The organism is Stenotrophomonas sp. S4, assembly GCF_054187805.2.
Genome location: NZ_CM196188.1, coordinates 3425788 through 3447953 on the forward strand (window position 1 = coordinate 3425788; position 22166 = coordinate 3447953).

Here is a 22166-nt window from a genome sequence, read left to right on the forward strand (position 1 = left end):
ACCCTCGAAGGCCCGGGCCGTTGCCCGGGCCTTCGTCGTTTTCATGCGGGCCGGTTCCTGCACGCCTCTTGCGGACATGTTCACGAGTACATGGCTACCGTGTGCTCGCGGCATCCGCGCCGCAGGGGATCTCCATGGCCGCGACATCGCAACGGCTGGGCCTGCCCGCGTTGACTGCACTGGTAGTCGGCTCGATGGTCGGCGCCGGCATCTTTTCACTGCCGCAGAACGTCGCGCGCAGCGCCGGCCCGGCCGCCGCCTTGATCGGCTGGGCGGTCAGTGGCGCCGGCATGCTGATGCTGGCCTTCGTGTTCCAGGCCCTGGCCAATCGTCGCCCCGACCTGGATACCGGCATCTACGCCTATGCGCGCGAGGGCTTCGGCAACTACATCGGCTTCTCTGCGGCGTGGGGCTACTGGGTGGCGTCGGTGCTCGGCAACGCCAGCTTCTTCGTGCTGATCTTCAGTGGCCTCGGCCACTTCATACCGGTCTTCGGTGAAGGCAATACACCCGCCGCCGTGGCCGCTTCATCACTGCTGCTGTGGACCGTGCACCTGCTGGTGCTGCGCGGCCTGCGCACGGCCGCCATCGTCAACGGCCTGGTGACCGTGGCCAAGCTGCTGCCGATCGCGCTGTTCCTGATCCTGGCGGCAGGCGCGTTCCGCATGGACGTGTTCCGTGCCGATTTCCTCGGCAGGCCCGCACTCGGCGACCTCGGCCAGCAGCTGCGCGGCATGATGCTGGTGACCGTGTGGGTGTTCATCGGCATCGAAGGCGCCAGCATCTATTCGCGGCGTGCCGCGCGACGTGCCGACGTCGGCCGTGCCACGGTAATCGGTTTCCTGGGGGTCTGGCTGCTGCTGGTACTGGTCAGCCTGCTGTCGATGGGCGTGCTGTCGCAGGCAGAACTGGCCGGGCTGCCCAATCCGTCGATGGCCTATGTGCTGCGCGCCATCGTCGGCGAATGGGGCGCAACGGTGATCATCATCGGTTCGATCATTTCAGTACTCGGTGCACTGCTGGCGTGGGTGCTGCTGTGCGCCGAAGTGCTGTACGCCGCGGCCGGCGACGGCACCATGCCGGCCTTCCTCGGCCGCGAGAATGCGCGCGGCGTGCCGGCCAATGCGCTCTGGTTGAGCAACGGCCTGATCCAGCTGTTCCTGCTGCTGGTGCTGGTCAATTCGGGCAGCTACACCGGGTTGGTGTTGCTGGCCGCGTCGATGAGTCTGGTGCCCTACTTCCTGTCCACCGCGTTCGGCGTGCAACTGGCCTGGCGTGGGCAGACCTATGCCGGTGAACCAGGCGTGCGCTGGCGCGATTTCGTGGTCGCACTGCTGGCCAGCGCCTATGCGCTGTGGCTGGTGTATGCCGGCGGCCTGGACAACCTGCTGCTGTCGGTACTGCTGTACGTGCCCGGCGTGGTGTTGTTCGCATTGACCCGGCGCCAGCGCGGCGAGCAGGTATTCACGCGCTGGGAGTGGGTCCTGTTCGGCGCGATCCTGGCGGTGGCGATCGCCACGCTGGTGGCGTTCTGCAGAGGTGAGCTGGCACTGTAGAGCCGAGCCGTGCTCGACTCATCACCCTGGCGTCTGGCCATGTAGAGCTGAAGGCTAGGCAAGCCCACACATCAGTGCTTTTTCATCTTGGTCGCTAGAGCCAGCCGTGTTTTACGTAATCCAGATTGATTTCCCAATGTTCAAGGTTTGATTTCAATCGGCGAGGCAAGTAGGGCACGTAGTAGTCCCCCCTCACTGGAGACTCACACTCACAAGCAACAATGCTTGCCACCGCAACTCGGCTGTAACGGCAGCGCTCCTTAAAGAAGTGGGCAAGGAAACCGTGGGTGGCACGCATTGCGAGTACCGCGTCCTCATGCCACCAGTCTCTAGGATTCTTCGCGATACCCAGAATCGGTGTTAGTGGACGCTCAGCTGTTTGCTCGCCATCAGGATCTCCGATCCACCGCACTCGTCTTGATTTTGGATGCACGTAGTCATCTCTTAGCTTCTTCAATTCGCCAATAGACTGCACGTGCCTATCGCCACGAGAGATGGACTTGTTCCGAAACTTCGTTCTCAGGTAGAAATCGAACTTGGCGATGACCGACAGACGATCAACCTCCTTGTATACGGAGCTCTCCAGACGGAGGTCGTCTATACAGCAATTGGCGACCACCTCTGGGAGTACCAAAGTATTCAAAAGAGCTGCGCGTGCAAGCGAATTTGCAAGCTCCGTACCCGGGTTCAGCTCTGAGGCTTCAATCAAAAGCAGACTGTCTTCGACAAGCATCCAAAAGCTTCTTTCAAAGTCTTCGCGGACGGTACTCATTCAGCGCCTCTTTGCGACCAGACCTCATCTTCCCATCATTCAAGGCGCCCTTTGAACATTCAACGGTCGGGGAGCGTGGTCCGCTGGCCCCGCAGACGCCATTACGCGCTGACGATGCGCAACGCAAAAAAAAGACCTGCATCTTGCGATGCAGGTCTCTTCAAGGTGGCGCCCGAAGTTGGACTCGAACCAACGACCCCCTGATTAACAGTCAAGTGCTCTAACCGGCTGAGCTATTCGGGCAGACGACTAGTATAACCACTCTTCACGCGCGATGGTAGGGGTGATTGGCAATCATTGCGGCGGCCCGATACAACTGCTCGGCCACCACCAGGCGCACCAGCATGTGCGGCAGCGTCAGCGGTCCGATCGACCACTTCTCATCGGCCAGCGCGGACACCTCCGGCGAATGCCCTTCCGGGCCACCAATCAGGAACGCCAGGTCGCGGCCCTGCCCGCGCCAATGCTCCAGCCGCTGTGCCAGCTGTTCGGAACTCAGCTGCCGCCCCGGCACATCCAGTGCCACCACATAGGCGTTCTTCGGCAGCGCAGAGATGACCCGCCTGCCTTCATCTTCAGTGGCGCGGCGCGGATCACGCCCCTTGCCGCGCAGGCCGGGCTCGATTTCCACCAGCTCGAACGGCAGCCAGTGCGACAGCCGCTTCTGGTACTCGGCGAAGCCCTGCGCGACCCAGCTGGGTGCGCGTTCACCGGTGGCGATCAGGCGGGCTTTCATCTACACGGTCCTCCAAAACGTCGACGGCGCCATCGGCGCCGTCGAAGGGATGCATCAACGTGCGGCTCAGGCCACTTCGTCGTCGCTGGACGGCGGCTGGTCGCCAACGGTCCACAGGCGCTCGAGGGCGTAGAACTCACGCACGCGCGGCAGCATCACGTGAACGATCACGTCGCCCAGGTCGACCAGCACCCACTCGGCTTCGCGCTCGCCTTCAACACCCAGCGGCATCACGTCGATGTTCTTGGCGAAGCGCACGACTTCATCGGCGATCGACTTGACGTGGCGGGTCGAGGTGCCCGAAACGACGATCATGTAGTCGGCAACGCTGGACCGGCCGCGCACGTCGATCTCGACCAGGTCCTTGGCCTTCAGGTCTTCGGTGGCTTGGCGGACGCTGGCCAGCAGTTCCGGCACGGACGGCGGCGGGCTGGGCAGATCGACCTTGATGGTCTGGGGCTGGGTCTGGTTGCTCAAAGTGGATCGACTCGATAAACGTGGGGGCGATTATACGGGGATGGCGCGGCCGCGCCATTCACGCTGTGGCCGGGCGGTACAGCCCGTGTGCAGCGACGTAGTCCGCGACGGCCGGCGGCAGCAGGGCGCGCCAGGGGCCACCGGCGGCGATCTGCGAGCGCACGGCGCTGGCCGACTCCTCGCGCAGCGGGTGGTGCAGGCGCAGGATGCGCCCGGCTGGGCTGGCGAACAGGGCCTGCTCATTGTCGGCCCAGCGCCCCTGCAGGGCACGCCCCAGTTCGCCGTCGATCGACGCCTGCAGCGGACTGCCCGGCCGTTCGGCCACCACGAAGTGGGCCAGCCCGAACAGGGCCTCCCATTCGTGCCAGCCGGACAGGCCCAGCAGGCTGTCGGCGCCCACCAGCCAGGCCAGCGGCCGGCTCGGGCCCAGCTCGCCACGCAGCTCGCGCAGGGTATCGACGGTGTAGGACGGACGACCGGGATAGCGCGTGGCACGGTCCAGTTCACGGCGGTCCAGCAGCAGGCCCGGCTCGTCGCCGATGGCCAGCGACAACATGGTGCAGCGCTGCTCGGCGGTGGCGCCGGGCACCGCACGGTGCGGCGGATCGCCTGCCGGCAACATGCGCACGGCCACCTGCAGTTCGTCCCGGGCGGCCCGCGCGATTGCCAGGTGCCCCAGGTGCACCGGATCGAAGGTGCCCCCGTAATAGATCCGCAGGCTCATCGCTCAGGCCCGCGCCAGCAGGCGCACGGCACGCGGTTCGGCCACGGCCACCAGCAGGCGCTCCAGCGCCAGCCAGGCATCGCCGTCGGCCCGCCCCTTGGCGATGCGGTCGACCAGACCGGCTTCGGCCACGAAGCGTTCCCAGCGCTTGCCTTCCGGGTGCCGCTGCAGCGCGCGCTTGTAGGGCGCCTGCCGCGATTCCCAGATACCACGCGATTTCATTTCGGCGGCCAGGTTGCCGCCACGGGCCTGCACCCGGGCCAGGCCGGCACCGGCCAGCAGTTCACGGATCACGATCGGCATCAGTGCGGCCACTGCCTCGCCTTCACCGCGCAGGCCAGCCAGCATGCGCAGCACGGCTGGCGGCTGGCCGGAGAACGTCGCCTCCACCAGCCGGAACACGTCGTAGCGGGCAGCATCAGCCACCAGCGATTCCATCCGCTCCACATCCAGCGGCTGGCCATCGGCCAACAGCGCCAGCTTGTCGATTTCCTGGGCGGCGGCCAGCAGGTTGCCCTCCACCCGCTCGGCCAGGCGCTGCACGGCGGCCGGGTCGGCACGCAGGCCCTTGCCGCGCAGGCGGCGCTCGATCCAGTCCGGCAGTTCGTGCGGCTTGATCGCCCAGGCCACCGACAGCACGCCGATGCGGCTGACCGCCTCGGCCCACTTGCCCTGATGGGCCTTGCTCCATTCATTGGCGGTGATCATCAGCACCACGTCCGGCGCCGGATTGGCGCAGAACTGGCTGATCACCTCGGCGCCGTCCTTGCCGGGCTTGCCGCTGGGCAGGCGCACCTCGACCAGGCGGCGGGCGCTGAACAGGCTGGGCGCATTGAAGCTGGCGTCGAGCTGGTTCCAGTCGAAATCTCGCCCGTCGGCGTCGAACACCTCGCGTTCGCCGATGCCCGCGGCGCGCGCGCGCGCGCGGATGGCATCTGCCGCCTCCAGCACGCGCAGCGTTTCCGGGCCTGCGATCAGGTAAACCGGCGCCAACGGGGTATCAGCGCCCTGGCTGGCCAGCTGCTCCGGACGCAGTTCCATCGTCGCTGCCGCTCAGTGCTTGACGGCAGCGGCCGGCGCGGCCGGCACCGCACCCTCGATCGGCTTGGCCTTCGGCGCGGACAGGCTGCCACCCTTCTCGATCTCAGCACGGACCACGCTGTCGATACGGCGGATGATCGAGGCGGACATTTCCCGGCGCAGCTCCGTGGCCAGGATTTCGCGTTCGGTGGTGGTACCGGTGGCGTCGGTCGGCGGCGACACATAGTCGCGCGACAGTTCGATCACCTGCTGCGGCACCAGTTCGCTGCCATCCTCGCGGCGGAAGATGAAGATCACGGCGTAGCGCAGGCTGTATTCCTGTGCACGGCCCTGCGAGTCGATGGCGATCGGCAGGTCACCCCAGCGCTCGGACAGCACCTGCAGCTGGGCGCTGGGTTCCTTGCTGTCCTCATCGGCCAGCTTGGCACCGGAGGCCAGCAGGCTGCGGTTGAGCAGCTTGACCAGTTCGCTGTACGGGGCGGTGGAGACCACCTTCACCGGGGCGGTGTCGGTCGGCAGCATCAGCTTGTTGCGCAGATGGAAACCGCAGCCGGCGAGGCCGAGGACAAGAACGAGGGCAAGCAGGATTCGGGTCATGGAGACAGTCTGGCGGAGCCGGGCGATCACGGCAACACACAGCGTGCCCTAAGCCGCGTGAATGCAGGGCCATCAGGCACCCGGCCCTGCTTCTGGAAAGGCACCGGCCACCGCGCGGGTGACCGGTGCGGGGGACATCAGGCAGCGACGATGTTCACGATCTTGCCCGGGACGATGATGATCTTGCGCACCGTCAGGCCTTCCATGAACTTGGCCGCGTTGGGCTCGGCAAGGGCCAGCGCCTCGACCTGCTCGCGCGCGGCATCGGCCGCCACCTCGATGGTGCCACGCAGCTTGCCGTTGACCTGTACCGCCAGGGTCAGCGCATCGCGCACCAGCGCGCTGCTGTCGGCCTGCGGGAACGGCTGGTCTTCCAGCAGCGTCTCGCCATGGCCCAGCACCTGCCACAGGGCGTGGCTGGCATGCGGGGTGATCGGGTTGAGCAGCAGCACGATGGCCTGCAGCGCTTCCTGGCGCACCGCGCGGCCCTGCTCGCTGCCGTCCTCGAACTTGGCCAGCGCGTTCATCAGCTCCATCACCGCCGCGATCGCGGTATTGAAGCTGTGGCGGCGGCCATAGTCGTCACCGACCTTGCCGATGGTTTCGTGGGTCTTGCGGCGCAGCGCCTTCTGGTTGGCATCCAGCACCGCGGCATCCAGTGCCGGGGCGGCACCGTCGGCGGCGTGCTTCTGCACCTGGGCCCACAGGCGACGCAGGAAGCGGGCCATGCCGTCCACGCCGGCCTCGTTCCACTCCAGCGACTGTTCCGGCGGCGCGGCGAACATCGAGAACAGGCGCACGGTGTCGGCGCCGTACTTGCCGACCATCGCCTGCGGGTCCACGCCGTTGTTCTTCGACTTGGACATCTTCTCGGTGCCACCGACCACCACCGGCTGGCCGTCGGCGATCAGGGTGGCGCCGGTGATGCGGCCGCGCTCGTCGCGCTGCACTTCCACATCGGCCGGGTTGATCCAGTCCTTCGAGCCGTCCGGGTTCGGGCGGTAATAGGTTTCGGCGATCACCATGCCCTGGCACAGCAGGTTGCGCGCCGGCTCGTTGCTGTCCACCATCCGCGCGTCGCGCAGCAGCTTGTGGTAGAAGCGGAAATACATCAGGTGCAGGATCGCGTGCTCGATGCCACCGATGTACTGGTCGACCGGCAGCCAGTAGTTGCCGCGCTTGTCGACCGCATCACGGGCACCCGGCGAGGTGTAGCGGGCGTAGTACCAGCTCGACTCCATGAAGGTGTCGAAGGTGTCGGTCTCGCGCTCGGCCGCGCCGCCGCAGTCCGGGCAGGTGGTCTTGCGCCATTCCGGGTCGGTCTTGATCGGCGAGCCGGTACCGGCGAAGGCCACGTCTTCCGGCAGCACCACCGGCAGCTGTTCTTCCGGCACCGGCACCGCGCCGCACTTGGCGCAGTAGATCACCGGAATCGGGCAGCCCCAGTAGCGCTGGCGGCTCACACCCCAGTCGCGAAGGCGGTAGTTGACGCGGCGCTGGCCCTGGGCCTTGCGCTCGAAACGTTCGGCCAGGGCTTCGAAAGCGCCCTGGAAATCCAGCCCGTCGAACTCGGCCGAATTCACCAGCTCGAAGGCACGGCTCTTGTCGCTGTACCAGTCCTGCCAGCGGCTGCCGTCCCAGCTGCGCTCCTCTTCGGTGCGCGCATCCTTCAGGGCGATGACCTGCTTGATCGGCAGGCCGTACTTGTTGGCCACTTCATTGTCGCGCTGGTCATGGCCCGGAACGGCCATCACCGCGCCGGTGCCGTAGCCCATCAGCACGAAGTTGGCGACCCACACCGGCACCGGCTCGCCGGTGACCGGGTGCAGCGCGCGCAGGCCGGTGTCCATGCCGCGCTTTTCCTGGGTTTCCAGTTCAGCCTCGGACACGCCGCCCTGCTTCAGGTCGGCCAGCATCGCCGCCAGCTCCGGGTTGTTCTTCGCCGCATGCAGCGCCAGCGGATGCTCGGCGGCGATCGACACGAAGGTCACGCCCATCACCGTGTCCGGGCGGGTGGTGAACACGCGCAGCGGGTCCAGCGCGCTGCCATCGACATCGCGCACGTCGAACTGGATCTCCAGGCCTTCGGAACGGCCGATCCAGTTGCGCTGCATGGTCTTGACCGATTCCGGCCAGCCCTCCAGCTCATCCAGGCCGTCCAGCAGTTCCTGGGCGTAGTCGGTGATGCGCAGGAACCACTGCGGGATCTCGCGCTTCTCCACCAGCGCACCGGAGCGCCAGCCGCGGCCGTCGATGACCTGCTCGTTGGCCAGCACGGTCTGGTCGACCGGGTCCCAGTTCACCACCGCGTTGCGGCGATAGGCCAGGCCCTTGCGCATCAGGCGGGTGAACATGCGCTGCTCGTGGACGTAATAGTCCGGGCGGCAGGTGGCGAACTCGCGCGACCAGTCGATGGCATAGCCCAGCGACTTCAGCTGGCTGCGCATGTGGTCGATGTTCTTGTAGGTCCACGCCGCCGGCGCGGTCTTGTTCTTGATCGCAGCGTTTTCCGCCGGCAGGCCGAACGCGTCCCAGCCCATCGGCTGCAGCACGTTGTGGCCGGTCATGCGCTTGTAGCGGCTGATCACGTCGCCGATCGTGTAATTGCGCACGTGGCCCATGTGCAGCGCACCGGACGGGTACGGAAGCATCGACAGGCAGTAGTACTTCGGCTTGTCCGAAGTCTCGTCGACCTCGAAGGCACGGGTGGCGTCCCAGTACTGCTGGGCGGCGGATTCAACCTGCTGCGGGTCGTAGGCGTTGGTTTCAGCGCTGGTCATGGAACACGCGGATGCGGCGGCAAAGCGGTACAGCGTACCGCAGTGCGGCAAATGGCTCCAATCCTGCCTGCCGGACGCCGGCGCCGCGGCGCTCGGGGAGGCGTCTCAGCGCGGTCGCGACAGCGGCAGGGCCGCCGCCAGCCAGACCAGCCAGCAGGCGAAGGCGAGCCGTTGTGCCATCGGCGCCGGCAGCGTGCCCTGCAGGGCAAACGCCGCCAGCGCGGCCAGCACGCCGCAGCCCAGGGCCACTGTGCCCAAGGCCCGGCCATGCGCCTGGCGCAGATGGGACACGCCCAGCAGCACGGTGCCGGCGACGAAACCCAGCACCCAGATCATCCAGGCGCTCGCATGCAGCTGGCTGGCGGGCCCGTGCAGGTCATCCACGTCCAGTGGCAGCAGCCCCATCGCGGCAAAGGCCAGACCGGCCAGCAGCAGCATCTGGCTGCCGACCCGCGGCGCCCAGCCGGCGGTCGTGGGCAGGCCGCGGCGCAAGCGCTCAGCCACCACCACGGCTAGCACGCCGGGCAGCACGAAACCCAGCAGATTGAAAGGCAGCGCATGCGGCACACCGCGCGCGCCCAGCAACGCCACCGGGTGGCGGGCCTGCGCATAACCCTCCAGGCCGGCACCGAAGCCGGCCACAGCCAGGACGAATACGACGGCCGCAAGCAGCCCCAACCAACGATCAAGCCGGACCACGGACATTGCGCGCAATCACCCGGAAAGGAATGGATCACCGCATTGTCGCGGCAGCGACGCGATGCGCCAAGCGCCGCGCATTTCAGATCATTTCGATATCCGCGCGCGCCTCCTCCAACGATGCTCGCGGAGTGGCAGTTCTGCCATGCAGGGAATTCCCCCATGATCCGACGCATCCTCGCCGCCGCGCTCAGCCTGGGCCTGGCCAGTGCTGCCCAGGCAGCCGAGTTCAGCTGCTTCGCCAGGGTCGGCCCGCCCAGCGCCGGCCAGAACAGCAGCATCCTGATGGGCAGCGTCAGCGCCGGCGGCCTGCAGGCGGCCGAGGCCGAGTACCACCGGCGCACCTCGACCAGCAAGCCGGTCAGCGCGGGCAGGTGGGTGATCCACGAGCTGTACTGCATGCCGCGCTCATGAGGGTGTCACGGCGGGCCTGCGGGCCCGCCAACACCACCTCGAGGGCGTACTCCGTGATGGCAGGGTTGAGACCGACATCGATCGTCACCATAGAATCGGTCTCCAGATGCCAAGCGATGCCTCCCCCATGACCGAGACGACCTACGTATTCGACGCCACCACTGCGACCTTCGAGGCCGAAGTCCTGCAGAAGTCGCTGCAGACGCCGGTGCTGGTCGACTTCTGGGCCACCTGGTGCGGGCCGTGCAAGACCCTGGGCCCGATGCTGGAAAAGCTGGCTGCCGAGTACAACGGTGCCTTCGAGCTGGCCAAGGTCGATGTCGACAAGGAACAGCAGATCGCTGCGGCCTTCCAGATCCGCTCGGTGCCGACCGTGTTCCTGGTCAAGGGCGGCCAGCTGGTGGATGGCTTCCCCGGTGCCATTCCGGAAGGCCAGCTGCGTGAGTTCCTGGCCCAGCACGGCATTGTGCCGGCCGATGTCGGCGATGCGGCCCCTGAAGATGATGCCCCGCTGGACCCGCAGGCGCAGGTCGACGTACTGCGCGCGCAGATCGCCGCCGAGCCGGACAAGGATGAGCTGAAACTCGACCTGGCCCTGGCCCTGCTGCAGATCGGCGGCGTGGACGAGGCCGGCACCCTGATCGACGGCCTGCCGGCCAATCTGGCAACCGACGACCGCGCCGTGCGCGCCCGCGCCCGCCTGGCCTTCGCCGCCGCGCTGAAGGATGCCCCGGCGGCCGAGGTGCTGGAAGCCCGCATCGCCGCCGATGGCAAGGATCTCAAGGCCCGCCACCTGCGCGGCGTGCAGCTGCTGCTCGGCGGCCATGACGAGGCCGCACTGGCGCAGTTCCTGGAAATGCTGCGGATCGACCGTGGATTCGAGGAAGGCCTGCCACGCAAAGCCCTGATCGACGCCTTCAATGTGATCTCCGACGAGGACCTGGTGGGCCAGTACCGCCGCAGGATGGCGTCGCTGCTGTTCTGAACGGGAGCCCGCTCCGTTCAGAATCCCTGCACTGAACGCGGGCAATAATGCGCGCGCTGGCGGCCTTGCGGTCGCCGCGATCCGTTCGGGGGGATGAGGTCGGGGCCATGGGGTCTTGCAGCTGCACCCCCGCATTGCCGGGATTGCAAACTGTGACCGTCGTCCGCTCTCTGTCGTTCGCCATGCGTTTAACGGGCGCCCTGCTCTGCGCCCTCTTCCTGCTGCCTGCCATCGCCGGCGCCCAGGACTGGAACTACCGGGTCCGGCCCGGCGACACCCTGTGGGACCTGGGTGGGCTGTACCTGAAACCCTCGGTACGCTGGCAGCAGCTGCAGCAGCACAACCGCATCGACAACCCCTACCAGTTGCCGCCGGGCCAGCTGCTGCGCTTCCCGATCAGCTGGCTGCGCACCGAACCGGCGCCGGCCCGGGTGCTGTCCGTGCGCGGCAAGGTCGAGCTGTCCGGTGCCGATGGCACCGCGACCCGTGCCATCCAGGCCGGCGAGCAGCTGCATATCGGTGACACCGTGGAAACCGAAGGCGATTCCAGCATCACCCTGGAATTCGCCGATGCCTCGCGCCTGCAGCTGCGCGAATACTCGCGCCTGCGCCTGGACCAGCTGAGCCGCTACGGCCACACCGGCATGGTCGACACCCGCCTGCGCCTGCAGCAGGGGCGTGCCAGCAACCGGGTAACGCCAGCGCGCGGTCCGGCCTCGCGTTACATCATCGATGCGCCCACCGCGACCAGCAGCGTGCGCGGCACGGTGTTCCGGGTCAGCGCCGGGGATACCGGGCACGTCGGTGCCACCGAGGTCCTGCAGGGCAAGGTGCAGGTCGGCAACCCCCATGGCCAGCGCCTGGTCCGGCCGGGCCAGGCCACCCGCAGCAGCAGCGCCGATGCGGCCCCCGCTGCAGTCTCCGCACTGCTGCCGGCGCCGGCACTGCGCAATGACGCGCTGCGCCTGGCGCCGCTGCCGACCCTGCTTGCCTGGGAACCGGTCGCTGGCGCCGATCACTACCGGGTGGAAGTGGTGCAGGCGGCAACGCCGGAGATCCTGCTGTTCGCCGCCACCACTGCCGACACCCGGCTGGCGATCGGCGACCTGCCGCCCGGCCAGCTGCGCATCCTGTTGCGCGCGGTTGACGCACAGGGCGTCGAAGGCCTGGATGCCAGCGCCGATTTCGAGCTCGGTGACCAGCCACCGCCACCGCTGACGGTATCGCCGCTGCATGGGCAGACGATCAACAGCGACCGCCCGCGTTTCCGCTGGAGCCAGGCCCCCGGTGCGCGCAGCAGCGTGCTGCAGATCGCCGCCGAACCCGGCTTCCAGCAGCCATTGCAGGAGCAGGCCACCCATGCGACCGACCTGCGCCTGGCGCAACCGCTGCCGCCCGGCCAGTACTACTGGCGCGTGGCCTCGCGCGATGCCGGAGGCCACCAGGGCCGCTACGGCCAGGCGCTGCCGCTGCAGCTGAGCAATGAACCGGTGGACCCGGCCCTGCAGCCGCCCGAGGCCGCGCATGGCGAGCTCACCCTGCGCTGGCAGGCCGGCAGCGAAGGCCAGCGCTACCGGGTGCAGGTGGATCGCCGCGGCGACTTCAAGGCGCCGCTGGTCGACGAGACCGTGGCCCAGCCGCAGGTGAGCTTCAAGCGCCCGTGGAGCGGCACCCTGCACGTACGCGTGCAGTACGTCGACGATGACGGCCACGCCGGCGAGTTCTCCCCGGCCCAACAGATCCCGCTGCCATGCCGCCTGTGCTATGGCGCCGGTGGCGGTGCGCTGCTGCTCTGGTTGTTGTTGTGAGGCGCTCGCCGCTGCCATGGTCGAAGCGGATCCTGCTGGCCCTGCTGGCCGGCGTGCTGACCATCGTGGCCAGCCAGGGCCAATGGCTGTGGCGGCAGGACGAGGCGGCCTATGACGCGCTGGTCGGCAACTGGGACTACCGCCCCGACCCCAGCGTGCTGATCGTGGCCATCGACGAAGGCAGCCTGCAGCGTATCGGCCAGTGGCCCTGGCCGCGCTCGGTGCATGCCCGCCTGCTGGATCGCCTGACCGATGCCGGCGCCGAACGCGTTGCGCTGGACCTGATGCTGTCCGAACCCGACCGTCGCGACAGCCGCCAGGATGACGAGCTGGCGGCCGCGATCCGACGCAATGGCCGGGTGGTGCTGCCGGTGCTGGCGGCACCGGCGGCCGGCGACCGCATGGCCGAGGAAATGCTGCCGATCCCGCAGATCGCCGCCAGTGCCGCCGCGATCGGCCACACCGATGTCGAGGTGGATGGTGACGGCGTCGCCCGCGGCGTCTATCTGCACGCCGGCATCGGCAAGCCGCATTGGCCGGCACTGGGCCTGGCACTGGCCGACCTGCCTGCGGGTGCGGTACGCGGCCTGCCCGACCCCGACCCGGCGCTGGGCTCGCCCTATCAATGGCGTCGCGACGATTACGTCCGCGTGCGCTACGCCGGCCCGCCCGAGCGGTTGCCGCAGGTGTCCTATGCGGACGTGCTCGATGGCCACGTGGACATGGCGATGCTGCATGGCCGCCGCATCGTGGTCGGCATGACGGCGAGCGGCATCGCCCCTCGCCTGCTGACCCCGACCACCCGCGAATTCTGGATGAGCGGCAGCGAATACCAGGCCAACATCACCTCGATGCTGCTGCAGCACAAGCAGATCGATGTGCTGCCGCACGCGTGGCAGCACGCCATCGGCGGCGTGCTGGTGGCGCTGTGCGTGATCCTGCTCGGCCTGCGCCTGCCCTGGCTCGCCGCGCTGTGTTCATTGCCGATGCCACCGCTGCTGAGCTGGCTGCTGCTGCGCACCGGAGACCTGTGGTGGGCACCGGCCAGCGCGATGCTGGGCGTGGTGCTGGCACTGCTGGTCTGGGCGGTGTGGCGGATCTCGGCCTGGCACCGCCTGGCCAACCGCGATGCCCTCACCGGCCTGGGCAACCGCCTGCGCTTCGAGCAGTCACTGCAGCAGGAATGCGATGCCGCGCGGCGCAGTGGCAAGCCATTGAGCCTGGCGCTGATCGACGTCGACCACTTCAAGCGCCACAACGACCGCCATGGCCACCAGGTCGGTGACCGCGTGCTGCGTGATGTCGCCCGCCTGATCGGCGCGCATGCCCGTCGCCCGCGCGACATGGCAGCGCGCTACGGTGGCGACGAATTCGCACTGGTGCTGCCGGATACGCCGGCCGAGGGCGCGCGCCGGGTGATCGAGGACCTGATTGCCTGCGTGCGTGCACTGCCGGCGCCGGGCGATCGCAGCGATGACGGCGTCACGCTCACCATCGGTGTATTCACCCGCGTGCCCGACGGTGGCCTGCAGCCGCACCATTTCGTGGAGGGCGCCGACACCGCCCTGTACCAGGCCAAGGCCAACGGCCGCGACGGGTACATGATCGACGGCGGGACGTGACCCCGGGGTGCAACATACGCATGCGAATGGTTAGACTGGGCGCCTCGCCTCGCGCCCCGGACCCGCATGAACGCCCGCCTGTTCCGCTTCGGCATCAACCTCTGGCCGCCGTTCCTGTTCACCGGCATCCACGTCACCCGGATCACGCCCGATTACCGGCAGATCGACGTGGCGCTGCGGATGCGGCCCTGGAACCGCAATTACGTGGGCACGCATTTCGGCGGCAGCCTGTTCGCGATGACCGATCCGTTCTGGATGCTTGGCCTGCTGCACATCCTGGGCCGTGACTACTATGTGTGGGACCGGGCCGGTGCGATCGATTTCCTCAAGCCTGGCCGGGGCACGGTGCGCACCTCGTTCCGCATCGACGATGCATTGCTGGCTGAACTGCGTGCCGAAGCGGCCGGCGGTGAGAAGGTGCTGCGCTGGTTCAGCAACGATGTCGTCGACGAAAGCGGCGAGGTGGTCGCCCAGGTACGCAAGCAGGTCTACCTGCGGTTGAAGCCGCACGCACGCTGATCCAGTACGCGGGCGCTATCCTCTGCCTCCCTGCCATGGAGGCTCCGATGCGCCCGTATGCTCTCGCCACACTGCTGACCACCCTGCCCTTCGCCGCCCACGCCTTGGACCTGCCGCCGGTGCGGTATCCGACGCTGCCGGCACAGGCGGCCAATGCCGCCGGTTTCGTACCCCAGGGCTGGACGCTTGAATCGAGTGTCGAAGGCGATCTCGACCAGGATGGCCGCGCGGACCTGGTGCTGGTGCTGCGCCAGCAGGAGCCGCGCAACGTCATCGAGCACGATGGATTCGGACCCTCGCCGTACGACAGCAACCCGCGCATTCTCGCCGTGGCGTGGTCGCGCCCCTCCGGCTATGTGCTGGCGGTGCAGGACCACCAGCTGATACCGCGCCCGGACAATCCGGTGATGAGCGACCCGCTCGAAGACGGCAGCGTCAGCATCCAGCGCGGCACCCTGAAGGTCGCGCTGTTTTCATTCGCCAGCGCGGGAAGCTGGTCAATGGGCACGACCGCCTTCACCTTCCGCTGGCAGGACGATGCCTTTGCGCTGATCGGCTACGACCAGAATTCGGTGATGCGCAATTCCGGGCAGACCGAGTCGATGAGCGTGAACTTCTCTACCCGCAAGGTAAAGCGGAGCGAAGGCAGCATCGAGAACGACAAGGACAGCGTGCGCTGGGAGCCCCTGCACAGCCGTCGCCGCTGGACACTTCAGACCATCGGTGATGGCTGGGCATTCGATCCGCTGGCGGGCAGTGACTGAGCCGCTGATCAGTCGCGCGCAGCAGCGCCCGGGGCGTTCTCCATCACCAGCGGCACCGACAGCCATGGGCTCTCGTCGCTGCTGCGCGACGGTGAACGCCGCGGCACCTGCAGGCGGCGACCATCGGCCGACAGCTGCGGTGCCCGCACCGGCGAGCGGAACTGGGCAGGCAGGCGCTGCAGCGCATCCACCGGGTCCTCCGCCTGCTGCCGCAACCAGCGCTGCGCGCCGATCAGCCGCACCATCGCGGCGGCATCCTGGGTCCTTGACGAATAGGCGGGATAGACCGGGCGGGCGATATCGGTCAGCACGCACCCCATGATGTTCGACAGGCAGCCGAAGTCATGCTGCGGCGGTGCCGGAACCGGCAGCGGGCGATCCGCTTCCAGCGCGGCCATCGCCGCCGCGCCGCATGCCCAGCCCAGATTGCCCGCCGCGCGCGCCAGGGTGCTGCTGCGATCGAGTACCAGCACCCCGCCGAATTCCTGCGCCGAGGTTTCGATCGCGGCCCGGCTCATCGCGTACTCACCCTGCATCGCACGGCACAGGCTCTGTTCGGCAGCCAGCATCGGCTGCATCGCCTGCTCGCATTCCGCTGGCAGCGGATGGTCGGCCGGCAGCTCGACCAGCATGTCGGCCAGCAGCTGGGCATTGGCCTGCACCAGGCTGGTACCGATGATGCTCTCCACCAGGTAACTGCCGCCCGTCACCAGCCGGCGGCCCAGTTGCAGCCCACGGCAGCTGCCACGCAGCGCGCCATCGATATCGCCCTGCACATAGGCCAGCGCGCGCGCGCTGGTGGCATCGATCATCAGGCCATAGGTCGGCAGCGGCACCAGGATGCCGTCGCCCTTGGGCTGGAACGGCGATGCGAAGTGGTCCGCATCGGCCAGCTGGTCCAGGCGCACATGCAACTGCTGGTGGCCAGCGTGGGCATCAATGAAGCGCTGCGGGTCGGCGCGCACCTGGCCCAGGCAGTCGCTGGCGGTCGGTCCGCAGCTGGCCGCAGGCCGCGATCGCAGCTCGTCGCGGTCCTCTGCCAGCTGCGGTCCGGCGCCGCCATTGCCGCGCGGATCCGCCTCCCAACGCTGCACATCGCGGGCCAACGCCTGTTCGCGCTGGCGTGTGTCGAGATCGTCGAACGCGAGCGTCCACAGCAGCGCGAAGCCGTTGTGGCCGTGGACGGGCAGGCGGGCCTGCAAGCGCTGCTGGGCCTGCAGCCGCGATTCCGGCACCGGCCACATGCGCGAGGCGCACCACACCACGATGGCCAGCACCAGCAGGCCTGCCAGGGTCCAACCCAGTCCGCGCAGAATCTTCAACACAGCTTCCCTTCCATGTGCCGTTGCCGCAGTCGATTCCCCAGCGTAATCGACCGGCCGTGACCGCTACAATGCGCACATGTCGCTCGAAGCCCCCGCCCTGGTCCCCCGCCCCTCCCTGCAGCGCCTGTTCCTGACCGGCCTGCTCACCCTGCTGCCGATCTGGCTGACCTGGGTCGTGGTCAAGTTCGTGTTCGTGCTGCTGTCGGGCATCTCCAGCCCGTTGGTGGTGCCGCTTTCCGAGCAGATCGCGACAAGCTTCCCGCATTACCTCGGCTGGGTCCGTGCCGAGTGGATCCAGGACACCATCGCCCTGCTGGCCACCCTGCTGGTGATCCTGGCGGTGGGCGTGGCCAGCCGCCGCGTGCTGGGCCAGCGCCTGCTGCGCTGGGTGGGCGCGGTCATCAAGCGCATTCCGCTGGCCAGCATCATCTATGACAGCGCCAAGAAACTGCTGGACATGTTGCAGACCGAACCGGGCAGCACCCAGCGCGTGGTGCTGATCGACTTCCCGCACCGCGACATGAAGTCGGTCGGGCTGGTCACCCGCGTGATCAAGGAACACGGCACCGACCGTGAACTGGCCGCGGTGTACGTGCCAACCACGCCGAACCCGACTTCGGGTTACCTGGAAATCGTGCCGGTGGAGCTGCTGACCCCGACCGACTGGACCGTCGACCAGGCCATGAGCTTCATCATTTCCGGCGGCGCCGTCGCGCCGTCCAGCGTTCCGTTCACGCGCGCCGGCGATCGCAGCGAATGACCGCGGCGCCGATCGAGCGCCCGCTGCAGGACCGCGCGGTCCTGCTGTTCATCGTGTTGGCCGCGTTCTTCTGCGGCAACGCGGTGCTGGCCGAACTGATCGGGGTGAAGATCTTCGCGCTGGAAGACACCCTGGGCATCGATCCGTTGAACTGGAACCTGTTCGGCCAGACCGGCTCGCTCAGCTTCACCGCCGGCACCCTGCTGTGGCCGGTGGTGTTCATCATGACCGACACCATCAACGAGTTTTTCGGCAAGCGCGGCGTGCGCTTCATCTCGTGGCTGGCCGTGGTGCTGATCGCCTATGGCTTCCTGTTCGCCTTCGCGGCGATATCGCTGGCGCCGGCCAGCTGGTGGGTCACCTCGATGGACGGCCACGGCGTGCCGGACTACCAGGCCGCATTCGCAGCGGTGTTCGGCCAGGGCATGTGGACCATCGCCGGTTCACTGGTGGCCTTCCTGCTCGGCCAGTTGATCGACGTGGCGGTATTCCATCGCATCCGCCAAGCCACCGGCGAGCGCCACGTGTGGTTGCGTGCGACCGGGTCCACCGCGATCTCGCAGGTGGTGGACAGCTTCGTGGTGATCTGGATTGCCTTCGTGCTCGGCCCGCAGCACTGGCCGACCTCGCTGTTCCTGGCCGTCAGCAGCGTCAACTACATCTACAAGATGGGCTTTGCGATTGCCTTGATTCCGCTGCTGTACCTGATGCGGCGCGCGATCACCCGCTATCTGGGCGCAGACAGGGCCGCTGCGTTGCGCGCTGCTGCGGCGGCTGACTGAAGCCCCAGCGGCGGCAAGCTGACTGCGCCTTCACGCTGGCCGTACGCGGCCGGATCGTGCAAGCTCCACGGTCTGTGTTCCACGGAAGCTCCTGATGCCGCATCCCACCCGCGCCCTGGCCGCCGCCATCGCCGCGTTGTTCCTGTTCAGTGCCGTGCCGTCGGCCGAAGCAGCGAAGAAGAAGGCCAGCCGCCCTGCCGCCGCGCAGACCCGCCAGGCTGCCAAGCCCAAGGCCAAGCCCGCCCGCGCCACCGCGCCGGCGCGTGGCAGCTCGGCACGCCGCGCCGCGCCGCGCCCGGTCGCACCGGCCCGTGCCGTACCCAAGCAGGTACAGCTGGAACGCCTGTACGACGAATACTGGGATGCCTCGATGCGGTTGAACCCGCTGCAGGCCACCTTCCAGGGCGAACCCCGCTACAACGACCAGCTGCCCAACATCCTCTCCGCCGCCTGGCGCCAGCAGTCGCACGACTTCACCACGCAATGGCTGGGCAAGGTCGAGAAGCTCGGCAGTGACGGTCTGCAGGGCCAGGACCTGCTCAGCTACGAGATCTTCGTGCGCGACGCACGCGCCTCGCTGGCCGCCGAGCGCTACCCGAGCTGGATGATGCCGATCAGCCAGTACTACAACATCGGCAGCATCATGGCGATCCTCGGTGCCGGCGCCGGCGCGCAGCCGTTCAACACCGTGCAGGACTACGACACCTGGTCGCGCCGTTCGCTGGGCATTCCCGAGCTGTTCGACCAGGCCATCGACAACATGCGCCAGGGCATGAAGGCCGGCGTGGTACAGCCGCGCGACCTGATGGAAAAAGTGCTGCCGCAGCTGGATGCAGTGATCAAGCCGACCGCCGAGGAAAGCATCTTCTGGTCGCCGATCCGCACCATGCCGAACACCATCCCGGCTGAGGACAAGGCGCGCATCAGCGCCGAGTACAAGCGCATGATCGAACTGCGCATCATGCCGGCCTACCGCGCCCTGCGCGGCTTCATCGCCACCGAATACCTGCCCGCCACCCGCGCCAGCAGCGGTCTGGGCGCACTGCCCGATGGCCAGGCCTGGTACGCCAACCTGATCGTGCAGACCACCGCCAGCGACCAGACCGCCGCGCAGCTGCACGCGCTGGGCGAACAACGCGTGCAGGAACTGCAGGCCCAGATCGCCACGGTGATGAAGGATGCCAAGCTGCGCGGTACCCCCACCAAGCTGCTGCGCAGCATGCGCAACGACCGCCAGTTCCAGTACGGCGATGCCAACGCGCTGATCAACCGCTACCGCCAGGTGCAGCAGCAGGTCAACGCACGCCTGCCGCAGGTGCTGGATACGATGCCGAAGGCGCCGCTGGACGTACGCGCGGTGGAACCGGAGCGCGCACTGACCGCCGCTGCCGCGGCCTACCAGCCGGCACTGCCCGGGCAATCCGCGGTGCTGTACGTGAACACCCGCGACCTGCCCAGCCGCAAGCGCTGGAACGTGCCGGTGCAGTACCTGCATGAAGCGATCCCAGGCCACCACGTGCAGCTGGGCCTGCAGCAGGAGCTGGCCAAGCTGCCGCGCTTCCGCCGCCTCGGTGGCGATCTTGCCTTCGTCGAAGGCTGGGGCCTGTACGCCGAAACGCTGGGCGAAGACCTGGGCATCTACACCGATCCCTACGACCGCATCGGCTACCTGTACTCGCGCCTGCTGCGCGCCGCCCGCGTGGTGGCCGATACCGGCGTGAACGCCCAGGGCTGGAGCAAGCAGCAGGCCGTCGCCTACCTGCAGAAGACCGTGGACATGAGCAGCGACGATGCCAACGCCGAAGTCGAGCGGATCATGGCCCAGCCCGGCCAGGCGCTGTCCAACGTGGCTGGCCTGACCACCATTGTTGCCCTGCGCGACAAGGCCAAGGCACGCCAGGGCGCCGCCTTCGACCTGCGCCGCTTCCATGCCGAACTGCTGAAGGACGGCTCGATGCCGCTGGATGTGCTGGACCGCAAGATGGAGCGCTGGATGGTTCAGCCCGCCAGCGCCACGCCCGCCCCGTCACCCTGACCCTTCCGGAGCCGCCATGCGTCCTGCCGTCGCCCTGTTCGCCGTCGTGCTGGGCCTGCTGCCGCTGGCCACCTCCGCCGCTCCGGTGCTGACCCCACCGGATGCGGGCATCGACGGCCTGATGCAGGCCTACGACGGCCAGGTGCCCGGCGCCGCCGTACTGGTGCTGCATGACGGAAAGCCGGTATTCCGCCGCGGCTATGGCCTGGCGGTGGTCGAGGACGGCACCGCGGTCACCGCGGCCAGCAACTTCCGGCTGGCCTCGGTCAGCAAGCAGTTCACCGCTGCGGCGGTACTGCTGCTGGTGGAAGATGGCCGGCTCGGGCTGGATCAACCTGCCCGGCAATGGCTGCCCGAACTGCCACCGGCTGCCGCCGCCATCACCATCCGCCAGCTGCTCTCGCACACCGGTGGCCTGCTCGACTACGAAGACCTGATGGACCCGGCCGACAGCCGCCAGGTGCACGACGCCGATGTACTGACCCTGCTGTCGCACCAGGACCGGCTGAACTTCGCGCCCGGCACGCAGTACCACTACAGCAACAGCGGCTATGCGCTGCTGGCACTGATCGTCGGACGTGCCTCCGGCCAGGATTTCGCAGCCTTCCTGCAGCAGCGCATCTTCCGCCCACTGGGCATGGCGCACACCGTGGCCCACCAGGACGGCGTCGATACCATCGCCGCACGCGCCTATGGCTACAGCTGGATCGATGGCCGTTGGCAACGCACGGACCAGAGCACCACCAGCGCCGTGCTCGGCGATGGCGGCATCTATTCCTCGCTGGACGACCTGGCCCGCTGGGATGCGGCGCTGTACGACGACCGCCTGCTGTCGAAGGCCTCGCGCCGCGCGATGTTCAGCCCGGCCACGGCAACACCCGAACCGGACGTACCGCACTACGGCTTCGGCTGGCGCCTGAATGGCCCGGTGCAATGGCACAGCGGCGAGAGCATCGGCTTCCGCAACGTGATCGTGCGCCACCCGGAGAAGCACCTGACCGTGATCGTGCTGACCAACCGCAACGACCCCGAACCCTATCCGCTGGCGCTGAAGATCGCCCAGCGCTGGCTGGACACCCTGCAATGACCCGCGATGCCGACGCCCTGCTGGGCATCCACCACGCCGCACTGATCTGCAGCGACTACGCACGCTCGAAGGACTTCTACGTGCGCATCCTCGGCCTGCGCGTGCTGGCCGAGAACCACCGCAGCGCGCGCGATTCCTGGAAGCTGGACCTGGCCCTGCCCGACGGCGGGCAGCTGGAACTGTTCTCCTTCCCCTCCCCGCCGCCCCGGCCCAGCCGCCCGGAAGCCCAGGGCCTGCGCCACCTCGCGTTCTGCGTGGCCGCGCTGGAGCCATTCATCCAGCGCCTGGCCGCGCATGGCGTGGCGTGCGAGCCGATCCGCGTGGACGAGTACACCGGCCGCCGCTTCACCTTCTTCGCCGACCCCGACGACCTGCCGCTGGAGCTGTACGAAGTCGGTTGACGCCCCCGGGCGTCACCGGAAACGCCATCCACGCATGGCGTGGATCTACCGTGTCGACCAAGGTCGACACCTACCCACAGCACACGGAACCTGTCGAAGGCGGGGTGGGTCCGGTTGCGGGGGTGTCCGCGGCATGGATGCCGCGGCCAAGCCCCCAGGGACGGGTTCACGGCGTCCCCCGCAACCGGACCCACCCCGCCATACCGCGGAATGCTGGCTGTTGCTGTTGAGGTTGCCGGCCAGCGGCCGGCACTACCGCGGGTGCAGGGCGCAGCCCTGCAA

At 67.9% G+C, this 22166-nt stretch carries 21 protein-coding genes and 1 tRNA gene; 12 read left to right on the forward strand and 10 right to left on the reverse strand.

Annotated features, from left to right (window positions below; translation table 11 throughout):
* The first annotated feature begins 134 nt into the window (after window positions 1–134).
* On the forward strand, window positions 135–1556 hold the full coding sequence (arcD, locus tag ACUZUJ_RS16090) for an arginine-ornithine antiporter (protein WP_458220491.1): 1422 nt from the start codon (window positions 135–137) through the stop codon (window positions 1554–1556).
* 94 nt (window positions 1557–1650) lie between these two features.
* Here the strand turns inward: arcD and ACUZUJ_RS16095 are convergent, their stop codons facing one another.
* The 9 genes from ACUZUJ_RS16095 to ACUZUJ_RS16135 form a co-directional block, all read right to left on the reverse strand.
* Window positions 1651–2328 (reverse strand): hypothetical protein, encoded by a 678-nt coding sequence (locus ACUZUJ_RS16095; protein WP_152682165.1) that lies wholly within the window; start codon window positions 2326–2328, stop codon window positions 1651–1653.
* Between the two features lie 166 nt (window positions 2329–2494).
* Window positions 2495–2571 (reverse strand) — tRNA-Asn (locus ACUZUJ_RS16100).
* A 22-nt stretch (window positions 2572–2593) separates the two neighbouring features.
* Window positions 2594–3064: a 23S rRNA (pseudouridine(1915)-N(3))-methyltransferase RlmH gene (rlmH, locus tag ACUZUJ_RS16105; protein ID WP_014038029.1), complete on the reverse strand. Its 471-nt coding sequence runs from the start codon at window positions 3062–3064 to the stop codon at window positions 2594–2596.
* 66 nt (window positions 3065–3130) lie between these two features.
* Entirely contained in the window at window positions 3131–3541 is a 411-nt protein-coding gene (rsfS, locus tag ACUZUJ_RS16110) for a ribosome silencing factor (RefSeq protein WP_005418109.1), read from the reverse strand.
* A 58-nt stretch (window positions 3542–3599) separates the two neighbouring features.
* Window positions 3600–4265, reverse strand: coding sequence for a nicotinate-nucleotide adenylyltransferase (gene nadD, locus ACUZUJ_RS16115; protein WP_014647945.1), 666 nt, complete (start codon window positions 4263–4265; stop codon window positions 3600–3602).
* Window positions 4266–4268: 3 nt separating this feature from the next.
* Window positions 4269–5306, reverse strand: coding sequence for a DNA polymerase III subunit delta (gene holA / locus ACUZUJ_RS16120; protein ID WP_049447154.1), 1038 nt, complete (start codon window positions 5304–5306; stop codon window positions 4269–4271).
* A gap of 12 nt (window positions 5307–5318) precedes the next feature.
* Complete coding sequence (locus tag ACUZUJ_RS16125; RefSeq protein ID WP_014038032.1) at window positions 5319–5903, reverse strand: LPS-assembly lipoprotein LptE; 585 nt, start codon at window positions 5901–5903, stop codon at window positions 5319–5321.
* Between the two features lie 137 nt (window positions 5904–6040).
* Entirely contained in the window at window positions 6041–8683 is a 2643-nt protein-coding gene (gene leuS, locus ACUZUJ_RS16130; RefSeq protein ID WP_049447151.1) for a leucine--tRNA ligase, read from the reverse strand.
* A 105-nt stretch (window positions 8684–8788) separates the two neighbouring features.
* Window positions 8789–9388 (reverse strand): DUF998 domain-containing protein, encoded by a 600-nt coding sequence (locus tag ACUZUJ_RS16135; RefSeq protein WP_119006588.1) that lies wholly within the window; start codon window positions 9386–9388, stop codon window positions 8789–8791.
* Between the two features lie 156 nt (window positions 9389–9544).
* Between ACUZUJ_RS16135 and ACUZUJ_RS16140 the strand changes: the two genes are divergently transcribed.
* The 6 genes from ACUZUJ_RS16140 (at window position 9545) to ACUZUJ_RS16165 (ending at window position 15494) form a co-directional block, all read left to right on the forward strand.
* Window positions 9545–9796, forward strand: coding sequence for a hypothetical protein (locus ACUZUJ_RS16140; RefSeq protein WP_049447147.1), 252 nt, complete (start codon window positions 9545–9547; stop codon window positions 9794–9796).
* Window positions 9797–9923: 127 nt separating this feature from the next.
* Window positions 9924–10781 carry a thioredoxin gene (gene trxA, locus ACUZUJ_RS16145; protein WP_014038035.1) on the forward strand — a complete coding sequence of 286 codons (858 nt, stop codon included), beginning with the start codon at window positions 9924–9926 and terminating at the stop codon, window positions 10779–10781.
* 107 nt (window positions 10782–10888) lie between these two features.
* Window positions 10889–12589: a FecR family protein gene (locus tag ACUZUJ_RS16150; protein ID WP_049447144.1), complete on the forward strand. Its 1701-nt coding sequence runs from the start codon at window positions 10889–10891 to the stop codon at window positions 12587–12589.
* Entirely contained in the window at window positions 12586–14211 is a 1626-nt protein-coding gene (locus ACUZUJ_RS16155; RefSeq protein WP_458220492.1) for a CHASE2 domain-containing protein, read from the forward strand. The genes ACUZUJ_RS16150 and ACUZUJ_RS16155 overlap by 4 nt, the downstream gene beginning before the upstream one ends.
* 66 nt (window positions 14212–14277) lie before the next feature.
* Entirely contained in the window at window positions 14278–14730 is a 453-nt protein-coding gene (locus ACUZUJ_RS16160; RefSeq protein WP_049447139.1) for a DUF4442 domain-containing protein, read from the forward strand.
* Window positions 14731–14777: 47 nt separating this feature from the next.
* Window positions 14778–15494, forward strand: a complete 717-nt coding sequence (locus ACUZUJ_RS16165; protein ID WP_458220493.1) for a hypothetical protein — start codon at window positions 14778–14780, stop codon at window positions 15492–15494.
* Window positions 15495–15502: 8 nt separating this feature from the next.
* Here the strand turns inward: ACUZUJ_RS16165 and ACUZUJ_RS16170 are convergent, their stop codons facing one another.
* Entirely contained in the window at window positions 15503–16819 is a 1317-nt protein-coding gene (locus ACUZUJ_RS16170; protein WP_432592392.1) for a hypothetical protein, read from the reverse strand.
* Window positions 16820–16895: 76 nt separating this feature from the next.
* Here ACUZUJ_RS16170 and ACUZUJ_RS16175 point away from each other — a divergent pair, with 76 nt between their 5' ends.
* From ACUZUJ_RS16175 to gloA2, 5 genes are all read left to right on the forward strand, one after another.
* A complete protein-coding gene (locus ACUZUJ_RS16175; protein ID WP_014038041.1) occupies window positions 16896–17579 on the forward strand; it encodes a DUF502 domain-containing protein in 684 nt (227 codons plus the stop codon).
* On the forward strand, window positions 17576–18361 hold the full coding sequence (locus tag ACUZUJ_RS16180) for a queuosine precursor transporter (RefSeq protein ID WP_014038042.1): 786 nt from the start codon (window positions 17576–17578) through the stop codon (window positions 18359–18361). The genes ACUZUJ_RS16175 and ACUZUJ_RS16180 overlap by 4 nt, the downstream gene beginning before the upstream one ends.
* 94 nt (window positions 18362–18455) lie before the next feature.
* Entirely contained in the window at window positions 18456–20396 is a 1941-nt protein-coding gene (locus ACUZUJ_RS16185; RefSeq protein ID WP_458220494.1) for a DUF885 domain-containing protein, read from the forward strand.
* Between the two features lie 16 nt (window positions 20397–20412).
* The gene (locus ACUZUJ_RS16190) at window positions 20413–21483 is read left to right on the forward strand and encodes a serine hydrolase domain-containing protein (RefSeq protein ID WP_049447132.1); all 1071 of its coding nucleotides are present in this window, start codon (window positions 20413–20415) and stop codon (window positions 21481–21483) included.
* Window positions 21480–21884, forward strand: coding sequence for an SMU1112c/YaeR family gloxylase I-like metalloprotein (gene gloA2 / locus ACUZUJ_RS16195; RefSeq protein WP_458220495.1), 405 nt, complete (start codon window positions 21480–21482; stop codon window positions 21882–21884). The genes ACUZUJ_RS16190 and gloA2 overlap by 4 nt, the downstream gene beginning before the upstream one ends.
* Window positions 21885–22166 lie beyond the last annotated feature (282 nt).